This window comes from Mariniflexile jejuense, assembly GCF_042675665.1.
GTDB lineage: Bacteria > Bacteroidota > Bacteroidia > Flavobacteriales > Flavobacteriaceae > Mariniflexile > Mariniflexile jejuense.
In genome coordinates, this window is sequence record NZ_JBHTJI010000001.1 from 941,380 (window position 1) to 954,627 (window position 13,248).

General features: G+C 33.7%; 8 protein-coding genes and 2 tRNA genes. 4 read left to right on the plus strand and 6 right to left on the minus strand.

Features of this window, described 5'->3' with window-relative positions; all coding sequences use genetic code 11:
* Positions 1-31 precede the first annotated feature (31 nt).
* Positions 32-1,519 carry a xylulokinase gene (locus tag ACFQ1R_RS04040; protein ID WP_379924824.1) on the minus strand — a complete coding sequence of 496 codons (1,488 nt, stop codon included), beginning with the start codon at positions 1,517-1,519 and terminating at the stop codon, positions 32-34.
* Between the two features lie 3 nt (positions 1,520-1,522).
* Positions 1,523-2,539, minus strand: a complete 1,017-nt coding sequence (locus tag ACFQ1R_RS04045; RefSeq protein ID WP_379924825.1) for a GntR family transcriptional regulator — start codon at positions 2,537-2,539, stop codon at positions 1,523-1,525.
* A gap of 114 nt (positions 2,540-2,653) precedes the next feature.
* Here ACFQ1R_RS04045 and ACFQ1R_RS04050 point away from each other — a divergent pair, with 114 nt between their 5' ends.
* Positions 2,654-3,247, plus strand: a complete 594-nt coding sequence (locus tag ACFQ1R_RS04050) for a hypothetical protein (RefSeq protein WP_379924826.1) — start codon at positions 2,654-2,656, stop codon at positions 3,245-3,247.
* Between the two features lie 65 nt (positions 3,248-3,312).
* Here ACFQ1R_RS04050 and ACFQ1R_RS04055 read toward each other — a convergent pair.
* The 4 genes from ACFQ1R_RS04055 to ACFQ1R_RS04070 form a co-directional block, all read right to left on the minus strand.
* A tRNA-Leu gene (locus ACFQ1R_RS04055) sits at positions 3,313-3,396 on the minus strand.
* A gap of 29 nt (positions 3,397-3,425) precedes the next feature.
* Positions 3,426-3,497: transfer RNA gene (locus tag ACFQ1R_RS04060), tRNA-Gly, on the minus strand.
* Between the two features lie 97 nt (positions 3,498-3,594).
* Positions 3,595-6,174: a DNA mismatch repair protein MutS gene (gene mutS, locus ACFQ1R_RS04065; RefSeq protein ID WP_379924827.1), complete on the minus strand. Its 2,580-nt coding sequence runs from the start codon at positions 6,172-6,174 to the stop codon at positions 3,595-3,597.
* A 147-nt stretch (positions 6,175-6,321) separates the two neighbouring features.
* On the minus strand, positions 6,322-8,343 hold the full coding sequence (locus tag ACFQ1R_RS04070; protein WP_379924828.1) for an LruC domain-containing protein: 2,022 nt from the start codon (positions 8,341-8,343) through the stop codon (positions 6,322-6,324).
* 213 nt (positions 8,344-8,556) lie between these two features.
* Here ACFQ1R_RS04070 and ACFQ1R_RS04075 point away from each other — a divergent pair, with 213 nt between their 5' ends.
* From ACFQ1R_RS04075 to ACFQ1R_RS04085, 3 genes are all read left to right on the plus strand, one after another.
* Positions 8,557-9,087, plus strand: coding sequence for an RNA methyltransferase (locus ACFQ1R_RS04075; RefSeq protein ID WP_379924829.1), 531 nt, complete (start codon positions 8,557-8,559; stop codon positions 9,085-9,087).
* A gap of 162 nt (positions 9,088-9,249) precedes the next feature.
* Entirely contained in the window at positions 9,250-11,241 is a 1,992-nt protein-coding gene (locus tag ACFQ1R_RS04080; RefSeq protein WP_379924830.1) for a hypothetical protein, read from the plus strand.
* 227 nt (positions 11,242-11,468) lie between these two features.
* The gene (locus ACFQ1R_RS04085; protein WP_379924831.1) at positions 11,469-13,016 is read left to right on the plus strand and encodes a glycoside hydrolase family 28 protein; all 1,548 of its coding nucleotides are present in this window, start codon (positions 11,469-11,471) and stop codon (positions 13,014-13,016) included.
* The last annotated feature ends 232 nt before the right edge of the window (positions 13,017-13,248 follow it).

Sequence of the window (13,248 nt, forward strand, 5' to 3'; positions counted from 1 at the left end):
TGGTAACGCCCAAATGTTTATTTTCTTTTTATTATTTTTTATTGATTATTATTTCTAATTCTGTTTTCCAGTTGTTATAGGCTTCTTGGTATGCTGTTTTATCTTTAAAAGGCATGAAGGTCATAACATGGTCGTTATCGATAATAGCTTTTCCAAAGCTTTCAAAATTACCTTTATGTAAATCTGCTGCTCTTGCGGCTCCAATGGCGCCTGTGGTATTGTAAATTTCAATTTCTTGTTCTATCAAGGTTGCTACAGTGTTTGCAAAAATTTCGGAACGGAATAAATTGTCGTTTCCTGCACGTATAACCGTTGGTTTTATACCATCGGACTTTAAGATTTCCATACCGTAAACGAATGAAAATGCAATACCTTCTAAAGCGGCGCGACATATATGCCCTTTATGGTGATTGTTTAGGTTTAGGTTTACAATGCGTGTGCCTATTTCTTTGTTATTTAGCATGCGTTCTGCACCATTGCCAAACGGGATTAAACATACACCATCGGAACCTACTGGTATGCTTGATGCTAACGTATTCATTTCTTCATACGAGCTTACTGCTAAATTGTTTAGCAACCAACGGTATTGAATGCCTGCACCATTTATACAAAGTAACTTGCCTATTCTGGCTTCTGCACCTTTTTTGTAGTTTACGTGTGCAAAATTGTTAACACGTGCGCTTTCTTTTGCCGATAAACTATTTGTTACAGCATAAAAAACACCCGATGTTCCGCCAGTTGCAGCGACTTCACCTGGATTGAATACGTTTAATGATAACGCGTTATTTGGCTGATCGCCTGCTCTATAAAATATAGGTGTTCCTGTAGCGATACCACTTTCTGCTTCACCTTTTTTATCTACAACAGATTGTAAACCGAAGGTATCAACAATATCTGGTACTAAATTTTTGTCTATACCATACTGTTCTAAAAGAAAATTGGCAACTTCATCTTTTTTGAAATTCCAAAAAATACCTTCTGAAAGCCCTGAAATAGTTGTATTTATTGTGTTTGAAAACTTATAAGCAATATAATCTCCTGGAAGCATGAACTTATAAATGTTTTTATAAATTTCTGGTTCGTGGTCTTTTACCCACTTTAACTTTGACGCTGTAAAGTTTGCTGGCGAGTTTAAAAGATTTGCTGAACAGACATCTTCACCTATGGTTTCAAATGCTTTATTACCTATTTCAACTGCTCTACTATCGCACCAAATAATGCTTTTTCTTAATGGCACACCATCTTTATCAACAATTACCAACCCGTGCATTTGGTATGAAATACCGATGCCTTTTATTTCTGTTCTTGTAATATTGTGCTGTTTTTTTAACTTCTGTATGGTATTGCATACATGATGCCACCAATCTTCAGGTTTTTGTTCTGCCCATCCGTTTTTTTGAGCATGCATGCCCATTTCCTGCTCTGGCTCTTGCACAACGCCTAAACTTTTTCCTGTTGCTATTTCAACCAATGCGGCTTTAATGGAAGAACTACCTATATCTAATCCTAAATAGTACATAATTTATAATGATTCTCTTAATAATAATTTAGTTGGAATATAACTTTGTAATGGTTTATCGTGCGTAATGAATGCTGCTGCTTGCGCACCTAACATTTGAAAGTCGGTTGATATTACCGAAATACCTTTGTAAATGAATTGCTTCATAGGTGTTTCATTATATGACAAAAAACCTACATCGGTTCCTGGTTCAAAATTTTTAGTTCGGCATTGTTCTAAAAACATACCTAAAATTCTATCGCTTACGCTAATGTATGCTTCGTGTTTTACAATTTTAAACTCGGCAGGTTCGGTTACAATTTTATATTTAAAATTATAAGTATCACAGAAATTTTTAAAATAAGTAACAGATTCAACTGGATGCTTAGTGAATGTTGGATACACAAATACCAGTTTTTTATATTTTTTAAATGCTGAAATGACTGTTTCTAAGGCTTCATAAAATGACTTACCAAAATCTTGAAACACATAGTTGTTTGATGCAGTTGAATAGACATTCCAATCGATTAGTAATAATTTATCATTATCAAAATCTGACAACACATCCAGTACTTCTTTATTATTAAAAGTCATTACCACATACTTATAATATTTACCTTTACTATTATTTAAAATAGTTTTGAAATTATTAATGTTGTAATGATGAAATTGCACATCTACAATTACATTTTTAGGTAAATTATTTACAAATGAATGGTATAAAACTTCTTTGTAAGCTTTAAACGTATCTAGCACCAAAAGCACTTTTCGCGTATCGTTTGCTACATAATACCCTTTGTTTGGAACAGATTCTATAACGCCGTTTTCTTTTAAAATTGAATAAGCCTTAAAAACCGTATCTCTAGACAAACTATAATCTTTACAAATAGAATTTACAGACGGTAGCGCATCACCACTAGACAATGTACTATTAGAAAGCGCATCGTTAATAGCGTTTACTAATTGCTGGTATTTAGGAATATCACTATTAAAATTGATATCAAAAATCATAAACCGTTCTGTTCTGTTCTGGTTTGACAAAAATACTTATTTTTTTTAAGTCAACAAGAATTTCAATCATATTTTTTCATTGAACACTACTTTTGCATCATATTCTAATAATTGATTATATTTATGAAAACTAAACCCCATATTATGAAAAAAAGCATACTACTTATCCTTCTACTAGCTTCTGTTTTATCTTTTTCACAAACAGGAACAAATGCTAATGCAAAAAAAGATCCAACTACAAATTCAAACGAAAAAACATTTACTTACAACTCAGCTGGTCTAAACCCAAACATTGTATCTGTTGAAGTGAAAAACACTAATGAAAGTACTCTATATCAAAAATCCTTAGAATGGATTCAAGAAAAATATAGTTCTAATAATGTTATAAAAAAGAAAGAAGCGAATAAACTATTACGAATTGAAGCAACTTCAAACAGTGCTATTTGTTTTGGTTTAGATAAAGATTACACGTGTGAAACATTAAATTACATATTTGAAATAACCTTTAAAAATGGCGAATACAGATTTGAACCTATAGAAATTTCTTATACTGTATCAAAAAATAAAAAAGAAAAAGCACGCGATATAACATTTAAGAAAAGTAGTTTTCATGATAAAAATGGTGAAGTTGATAGTGGTTATGAAAAAGTACCGTTTCAAATTGAAGCTTTATTAAACAACATAAACAAAAGCTTATTTAATTTTATAACCAGCAATGAACAAGAAGATGAATGGTAGAAATAAAAATGTTGAGATTTGTTACAAATAAAAAAAGCCTTATCAAATAAATGATAAGGCTTTAGTACTGAGGACGGGACTTGAACCCGTACAGCCTAATGGCCATTGGATTTTAAGTCCAACGTGTCTACCAATTCCACCACCTCAGCGTCTTGGTATATTTTTAAGAAAGTTTCAGAGCGAAAGACGGGATTTGAACCCGCGACCCTCACCTTGGCAAGGTGATGCTCTACCCCTGAGCTACTTTCGCAGTTTTTAAATGAACGTGCAACATTGCTATTGCGGATGCAAATTTAAAACTTTTCTAAGAACTGCAAAGCCTTTTTACAAAATAAATGAAATTATTTTTACGCACGCTTTTTCTTTACCAACATACGCTTAATTTCATTTAATTTCATAAGTGCTTCTACTGGCGTAAGTGTATCAATATCAATATGTAATATTTCATCTTTTATGTTTTCCAATAATGGGTCGTCTAAATTAAAAAAACTTAATTGCATATCGTCTGCCAATGTTTTTACCTTATCGGTAAGCGCTTCACTGGAATGTGAAGCCTCCAATTTCTTCAAAATAGCGTTAGCGCGATGCAAAACCTGTTGCGGCATACCTGCCATTTTCGCCACATGAATACCAAAGCTATGCGCACTTCCACCTTCAACCAGTTTTCTTATAAAAAGCACATTATCTTTTAACTCCTTTACCGAAACATTGTAGTTTTTAATACGCCCAAAAGTTTCGGTCATTTCATTCAGTTCGTGGTAATGGGTTGCAAACAATGTTTTTGGTTTTGCTGGATGCTCGTGTAAATATTCACTAATAGCCCAAGCTATCGAAATACCATCATAGGTACTGGTACCACGCCCAATTTCATCCAACAGCACCAAACTTCTATCGGAAATATTGTTCAAAATAGAAGCGGTTTCATTCATCTCTACCATAAACGTTGATTCGCCCATTGAAATATTATCGCTCGCACCTACCCTAGTAAAAATCTTATCGACCAAACCAATTCTAGCTTCTTTTGCTGGCACAAAACTTCCTATTTGGGCCAACAACACAATTAAAGCCGTTTGACGCAAAATGGCAGATTTACCAGACATATTAGGTCCGGTAATCATAATAATTTGTTGATTTGTTCTATCCAAAAACACATCATTCGCTATATAGGCTTCACCAATAGGCAATTGTTTTTCTATAACGGGGTGGCGGCCATCTTTTATTTCTAAATCGTGCGATTCATCAATAGCAGGATATATATAGTTATTATCGGTTGCCAATTGCGCAAACCCACACAAACAATCTAATTGCCCAATTAAAAAGGCATTTTGTTGTACAGGTTTTATGTATTGGTTCATCCAACCTACCATCTCTGCAAACAATTGCTGTTCAATGGCCATTATTTTATCTTCAGCACCTAAAATTTTTGCTTCGTATTCTTTAAGTTCTTCGGTAATGTAACGTTCGGCACTTACCAAGGTTTGTTTACGTATCCAGCTTTCTGGCACTTTATCTTTATGCGTGTTGCGTACTTCTATATAATACCCAAACACATTATTGGAATCTATTTTTAAGGATGTGATGCCTGTTCGCTCGGTTTCGCGTTGTAGCATCTTATCGAGGTAATCTTTGCCTGATTTAGACAAGCCACGCAATTCATCCAATTCTGAAGAAAACCCTGGCGCAATGGTATGCCCTTTTAACACATTAACGGGTGCATCTTCATTAAGCATTTCTTTTATTTTTGCCCTTAATACATCGCAACCTTGAAGCGTATCGCCAATAATTTTCAACGATTCATTATCACAATTTGTTGCCAATGCTTTTATGGGCACAATAGCTTCCAATGAATTTTTAAGCTGAATAACCTCGCGCGGATTCACCTTTGCCGTTGCCACCTTCGAAATTAAGCGTTCTAAATCGCCAATATGCTTAATGTGATTTTGTATTTTTTGAAGCGTGCCGTTTTCATTTGACAAATAATTCACCACCTCATGGCGTTGTTTAATTTTATCTAGCTTCTTTAAAGGCAATGCCAACCAACGTTTTAATAAACGCCCACCCATAGGCGAAATGGTTCTGTCAATAATATTTAAAAGCGTTACCGCATTGTTGTTGGTAGAATTGTAAAGTTCTAAATTCCTAATGGTGAATTTATCCATCCACACATACGCATCTTCAGCAATTCTAGAAATGGAAGTGATATGTTGCAGTTTATTATGCTGTGTTTCACCTAAATAATGAAGAATGGAGCCTGATGCAATAATGCCTTCATACAAATCTTCAATACCAAAGCCCTTAAGTGTTTTGGTGTTGAAATGTTTGATAAGGGTTTCATAGGCATAATCGGTTTGATATACCCAATCTTCCATATAAAAGGTATGGAAATCTTTTCCGAAGGTTTCATTAAAAAGAGAACGTTTCTGTTTAGAAACCAACACCTCACTCGGGTTGAAATTTTGAAGTAATTTATCAATGTATTCCGCATTCCCTTGCGAAGTTAAAAACTCACCTGTAGAAATATCCAAAAACGAAATACCAATATATTTTTTATCAAAATATACCGAACACAAAAAGTTATTGGATTTAGATACCAATACCTCATCATTAAGCGCAACCCCAGGCGTTACCAATTCGGTAACACCACGTTTTACAATAGTTTTTGTTTGTTTTGGATCTTCAAGCTGATCACAAATAGCAACACGATGCCCTGCCTTTACTAATTTTGGTAAATAGGTATTTATAGAATGGTGTGGAAAACCTGCTAAATGTGTTTCACTATCGCTACCTGCTCCGCGTTTTGTTAAGGTAATACCTAAAATACCCGCTGCTTTAACAGCATCTTCACCAAAAGTTTCATAAAAATCGCCCACTCGAAACAACAATAACGCATCAGGATATTTTGCTTTTATAGCATTATATTGTTTCATTAACGGGGTTTCTTTTTTTGCCAATGTAATATTTGTTTACTTTTTAATAGAACTGCTAAAATAAATAATATTATATACAATTCATTACATAATTAAAAAAGCCTAGCTTTTTAAAAAAACTAGGCTTTTTATTAAATCAATTTAAATTTATTGGTTACTATTAATCAAGTCGTCGTTTCTATTTCCTGGATTATCTTTATACCAATCTTGGTAGTTTGTTCCTCCTGAGGTTGCCCATTGTGTAAAGAAGTTGTAAGCTTGATTTATTGCCACTTTCTCTTTAGGCACTTTAAAATCGTGTATTATACTTATACCCCATGGAAGCCCGTTACTTGAAAGATAATTTCCATCTGGATCTTTATTTACTCCTGCTATTTGATAGTTTTTTTGACCTAAGCTGGTTGTGTGACCATTAGGCAAATGCACTTCTTTATTTCTAGTTTTATTTACAATTAAAAATGGATTAAAAGGCGCAACTCCTAAAACATTTGTACTTAAAGGTTGTGTAAATTTAATGGATAATGTTAACTCATTCATTAACATTTTAGCGGCATCATCAAACAAAATAACAACCGCATTATTTTGGCCTGCTTCGGTACCATTGGCGTTTAATGTAATATAATTGTGGTTTAAACTTATGCCTGTTACACTTTGTATTTGCGAAGGTAAGATATTTTCAAGTTCTATACCAAATCCGTTGGTATAACCAGCACCATTAGATTTCACTTTGTATGTAAAGTCTAGTTGTACTACCAAGTTTTGCGAGTTTAATATAGCAACTGCATTGTAATTTAAAGCCAAATCATTAAAATCATAATCACCTGTTGACGGCCATAAGTCTTCAAAAGCTAAAGTACCTAAACCATATTTACTTGGTGTAAAAACTTCAAAAGCTTTGTTGGCGTCTTGCGGAAACACATCATCTAAATCTATAATACCATCGCCATCAGTATCTGTATTTACTTGGGTTGTTGGATAAATTCTAAAGGTTGTTAAATCGTTAATGGTTCGACCATAATCTGTACCATTACCTGCATTTTTACCATACTTATAACGCCATCCGCCTGTTTGTGTATCCATAATAATCAAATCTGAACTGTTACTACTTTCAGATAGCCATAGTTCATTATTTGAATCAAAAGTCATAGAGGTTGGTGAAAAAGGCAAATTATCTGCACTAATTCTAGTGCTTTGATACGTATTGTTTTGAGTTAATTGTAACCTGTAAAGCCCTGAAAAGGTGCACAAATACAAGGTGTCATCGGCAGCAAATGCAAGATCTCCACCATTGGTGTTGTGCAATCCTGTAATCTTCCAAGTATTTAAAAAATTACCATTAACAGGATCGATGGTATACAAAATATCGCCATTAGAAAAATAAAGTAATCCATCATTAGCATTATAATCCAGCCTAGGACCACCTTTACCCAAATTTTTAATGGTTTGCCATGTGTTAGTTTCAATGGAATATTTCATTAATGGATAAGGGCTACTTTTACCTATGGAATATAAGGCTTTTGCCGATTGGTCTATTGCACATGTATAACTTCCCATTGGCATATTAGATATAGGTGTGTAAACACCTGTAAGCGGATCAACCTGAAACAACTCTGCACTTCCATTTACACAATATAAAATATCGGTAACACCCGAAGCCAGTTTTTTACCAACAACAGACTTTTTTGTATTAGACTTTCCTGTGTAGTTAATCTTACCGTTACTAATATTTTGAATTGAAGACGAATATTGAAGGTTTTCTTTTCTTCTTATGTATAACTGCGTGTAATATTTTGGCAACTTAATAGTTTGACTAAGCACACCATTAAACGGAACTCCTGAAAATATAAATTGGTTTAATACATCCGATTTAAATACCGAATCGGTAACGGCAACTCCTTCTTCATTTTCATAAGTTTCCATACCAACAAAATAACGCTCGCTTGAGTACGCATACACATCGTACTTTACGTATGGTGTATTGTCATTTATAACCACTTGCACTTGCTGGTCGGTAACAAAATTAAACCCAGAAGGTATCTTTATATCATTTAACGATACATCACCCGAATTTAATTTTTCTTCATTAGTTATATCATCCTTAATTTCGCATGAAGTAAATAGGCTTAAAAGGATTATCGAAAGGATTAGTTTAGATTGTAGGGTTTTCATGTTGGTTTTAATGTTAACAAAAAACTTTAACTTATATTTTCAATTGCTATTGAAGCCAATTAAAGCGTAGTAAAGATACGTTTTTTAGAGCGTAAGTTTTTACATTTTTATTTAAAACCCCTAAAAAGTGTCGATGAATTAGTAGATTTGTGCCGACGAACGGTAAAACATTCTTAGATACCTGATTTTTTACTGGTTTTAAATACACCTTTTATGAGAAAACTAAAAAATAATGAATTAGATCGCTTAAGTGTAACCGATTTTAAGCTTGCTAAAAAAACACCTCTTATAGTTATTCTAGATAACATAAGGAGTTTAAACAATATTGGATCTGTTTTTAGAACCTGTGATGCCTTTTTAATAGAAAAAATTTATTTATGTGGCATTACAGCAATACCACCTCATAAAGACATACATAAAACCGCTTTAGGAAGCACCGAAACCGTAGCTTGGGAATATATTGAAAACACGCTGTCTTTAATTGAAAAACTAAAAGCTGAAAGCATCAAAGTTATATCTTTAGAGCAAGCCGAAAACGCTATCATGTTAAACCATTTTAAACCCGAACCAAACACTAAATACGCTTTAGTTTTTGGTAATGAAGTTAAAGGTGTTGCACAAAACGTAGTATCTAACAGCGATTATGTGATAGAGATTCCTCAATTTGGAACCAAACATTCATTAAATATCTCGGTTACTACAGGTGTTGTTATATGGGATTTGTTCAGTAAGCTTAATTTTTAAAAATAAGTTAATCAACCTTAACCAAGCGGGTATTTTAAAACATTTACTTTTTCATTTAAAAAAACTACATTTTCTTAACCTATCACAACAATAAATAAGTTAACTTTACTAATAATACCTTTATTTTTAAACCTTTATGTGAAATAATTAACAATTTAAACAATGAAAAATTACAATACAACCGTAGAAGATTGTATTTGCTATTCATTTAAACATTTTTTTTTCCCTCTCTCTTTTTTTATCGTATCGATAGTAAGCTCTCAAAACACAAAGTTTACTATAGATAATTCATTTCCTTACTATGTTAATGCCCAAACACTAGGCAAAACCCCTATTGGCGGAGACACTATTTATGTGAATTCGGATAGAACAAAACCGTTACGATTTCAATCGATAGTAGGAAATGTAACAAATCCCATTGTTATTATTAATAAAAATGGGCAAGTAAAAATAGACGACTCTCAAAGCTGGGGTGCCATTGTATTTGAAAACTCAAAATACATCAAAATAAGTGGTGCTGGACATCCTAACTTTAAATATGGCTTTTTGCTTTCTGCCAATATGTGTGGATTAGCGTTTGCCGAATTAAGCTCCGATTGCGAAGCCGAATTTATTAAAGTAAGTCATTATGGTTTTTTTGGTATTTATGCTAAAAAAGATTATGGTGGTAATCCTCCAAACCCTATTCCTATATTTAACAATTTAATTATACACGACTGTTTTATTGAAAACGCCACCGAAGGCATGTATTTAGGCGAAACCAAAAGCCCTGGTATGGAATTTAAACATGTTAAAGTATATAACAACATTGTTAAAAATACAGGTCGTGAAGCCATTCAAATAGCCAATATGGTTGAAGATATACAGGTTTATAATAATACCCTTTTAAATTCTGGATTAGATGGCGAGATTTACCAAACCAATATTCTTCAAATTGGTGATAATAGTGAAGCCAATGTGTATAACAACATTCTTTCTGGTGCTCCTGGTCATGGTATCATTAATTTTGGTAAAGGCAATTGCCATTTTTACAACAACTATATTGAAGCTACCCTTGGTATTTTTAGCGATAACCGACTGTTTAGTGTTGCAAACGATAGTATTAGCATAAACAACAATTATTTTTTAGCATCACAATCAAGTGAGGTTATTAAAAACATGAATGAGATTAATTACCTGTCCGTTCAACATAACACCTACAACACAAACATTCCTTTTTATCTTAACCAATCAGGAAATTCTAATAATTACTATGTAAACAATAATACGCTCACTTCATTACCATCAATAAGTTTTAATAACCCAAATGAAAACGACTATTCATTATCTCAAAGTAACCCAACCGAGTATTTAAACCTTGGTGCTCCAGGAGGACCAGAATACTTTAATGTAATTCCAGACCCTATAAGAGTTTCAATAACTTCGGATATGGTTATCGATTCGGTTTCTGGCGGAAGCTTACAATCACCTTCTTTATTATTTGATGAACAAAACATTTCACCCATTTCTGGTTTACACCCAACTAGCAACTCTTGGAAACCATTTTGGAACATGAATAAAGCACCTTATCATGTTATTATCGATTTAAAAGAAGAACGACATCTAGCCGAAATACACCTACACGATATGAACGATATGAGTAATTTTACCGTTGAATACGGCAATTCTTCTAACTGGAACACGTTGTTTGTAGAACCGTGTAATAGTTACAATACGTGGAAAAAACACCCTATAGATATTACAACAAGGTACTTAAGATTTTCTATGTATGATAATGTATTTGCTGCTGTTAATGAGATAGCCATTTACGAATACCCGTTGGTAATTAGTTCTAGTTCGCAAATACAAACAACAAAAAAAGTAAAATCATCGCCCGAAAAAAACACGTTCGAGTCACAAAACATTCAACTTTACTTCAACCCAATTAATAAAAAAGCAATGGTGAAATTCCCTAATACCTTATTTGGCATCAATAACATTAAAATATTAGATGCTTTAGGAAACAGGATATACGCAAAAAAAACATTGATTGATGTTAATAACCAAACCTTTGATATTTCTAAACTAAACTTACAACTTAAATCTAGTTTTTACATTTTTTTAACCGAACATGAATCTGGTAGCATAAAAACCATAAAATTTTTCAATAAGTAATTTAAATATCAATACATTACAAAACAAATACTTCTAAATTAAACACCCTTACAACACCTTTTATTTTTTTCGTAAAAGTAAAAGGTGTTGTGTAGTGGTTTGGGATTAATTTTCAAAATTAAAACGCTAACCGTTTTTATCAAATACACCATCGAACAAAAAAACATGCCCTTTAATAAGGCATGTGTTACTTTTGTAGGCTTAACAACTACATTAACATCCACCACATGCGAACGTTTCTTGCCTTCATCTCTTTTATCATTGTATATAACTGCAAACAAGCCAAAACGGGTGTCGATTATAGCCAGCTAGCTACCATACCTACCAAAGCACAAGTTGGGCATTTGGTATTACCCGACACCATTGCTCCTGTTGTTGCACCGTTTAGCATGCCTAATTTTACAAAACCCGTATTCACAAACAGAAGTATTAACATTATTGATAAAAATGCTACTGAAGGCGAGCTAGTAACCACCATTATACAAAACGCTATTGATGAGTTAAGTAGCCTTGGCGGTGGTAAAGTCATCATCCCCAAAGGCGAATGGCTAACAGGTCGCATTACTTTAAAAAGTAATGTGAATTTGCATTTTGAAGATGGTGCTATTATACGCTTTAGTACCAATATAAAAGATTACCAACCTGCGGTGTTTACAAGGGTTGAAAGCATGGAACTGATGTCGCTTGCTGCCTGTATATACGCCAACAATCAAGAAAATATAGCCATCACAGGAAACGGTAAATTAATTGGCCCTTATGCTGGCGAAATTAAAGAACGCTCGTACATGACGCCTATTGAAAGTTTGGTAGATTTAACCAACCCTGCCGAAGCTAGAATACACGATGGCTCGGTTGAAGATTGGATTTTTCCTCCTAAATTTATATCACCTATTAACTGCAAAAAGGTATATATAGAAGGCGTTTCATTAGAAAACACCGCTTTTTGGAACATTGTACCTGTGTACTGTGATAATGTGATTATTCGAGGTGTTTCAGTAAATTCGGTTGGTATCCCTCGTGGTGATGGCATCGATATAGAATCGTCAAAAAACGTCCTAATTGAATATTGTACCTTAAGTACTGGCGATGATGCCTTTACGATGAAATCGGGTCGTGGTGAAGATGGCCTAAACGTAAACAAAGCAACCGAAAACGTGGTAGTTCGCTATTGTTTGGCACTTAAAGGGCATGGTGGCATTACCTGCGGAAGCGAAACTGCTGGCGGTATAAAAAACCTATATGTACACGATTGTGTGTTTGATGGCACTGGTGTTGGCATACGCTTTAAAACCCGACGCCCACGAGGAGGTGGTGGTGAAAATTTATTTTACGACCGCATAAGAATGAATCTTGAAGCTACTTGTATAAAATGGGATATGTTAGGTACACCTGCCTATGTTGGCGATTTAGCCGAAAGGCTTCCTGCAAGAGCCATAAACAGCTTAACGCCTTACTACAGAAACGTACAAATTTCAAACATTATTATTGAAAACGGCACGCACTTTTTAAAAGTAATTGGCATACCAGAGTCGCCACTCACTAATTTAACCATTGACAATGTAGATGCCAATTGTAGTAATCTTATTTTTATTAATGATGCCAAAAACCTAAGCATAAAAAACACAACTATTAAAACACCCGATAGTATTATTGACGTACTTGGTGGTAAAAACATCCATTTTAAAAACCTTGTTTTAAGCACTAAAAAAAGCGCATTATCAATACCTAATGAAGCTATTGAAACTAAAGGTATTTATTTTAGCGATAACAATTAAAAATAGAAAAAAAGCGGCGAAGAGTAAGCCTAATAACTTGCTTGTTTGTAAACAAGTATTTTTTACCCCAAAACAGCGACAAAACACATACAAAACACCTCTTTTTACAGTTTTATTCCATATTTGTTCGAGGTTTATTCAGGAATCCTTGAACATAAGGATTTTACCGAAGAATCCTCGAAGGAATGTAAAACATGACTCGAACAAAACCCTTTTTAAATTTTAACCATTT

Bases quoted from the DNA above. Each gene is read 5' to 3' on its own strand.
- ACFQ1R_RS04040 (WP_379924824.1), bottom strand. From the start codon at position 1,519: ATGTACTATTTAGGATTAGATATAGGTAGTTCTTCCATTAAAGCCGCA.
- ACFQ1R_RS04050 (WP_379924826.1), top strand. From the start codon at position 2,654: ATGAAAAAAAGCATACTACTTATCCTTCTACTAGCTTCTGTTTTATCT.
- mutS (WP_379924827.1), bottom strand. From the start codon at position 6,174: ATGAAACAATATAATGCTATAAAAGCAAAATATCCTGATGCGTTATTG.
- ACFQ1R_RS04070 (WP_379924828.1), bottom strand. From the start codon at position 8,343: ATGAAAACCCTACAATCTAAACTAATCCTTTCGATAATCCTTTTAAGC.
- ACFQ1R_RS04075 (WP_379924829.1), top strand. From the start codon at position 8,557: ATGAGAAAACTAAAAAATAATGAATTAGATCGCTTAAGTGTAACCGAT.
- ACFQ1R_RS04080 (WP_379924830.1), top strand. From the start codon at position 9,250: ATGAAAAATTACAATACAACCGTAGAAGATTGTATTTGCTATTCATTT.
- ACFQ1R_RS04085 (WP_379924831.1), top strand. From the start codon at position 11,469: ATGCGAACGTTTCTTGCCTTCATCTCTTTTATCATTGTATATAACTGC.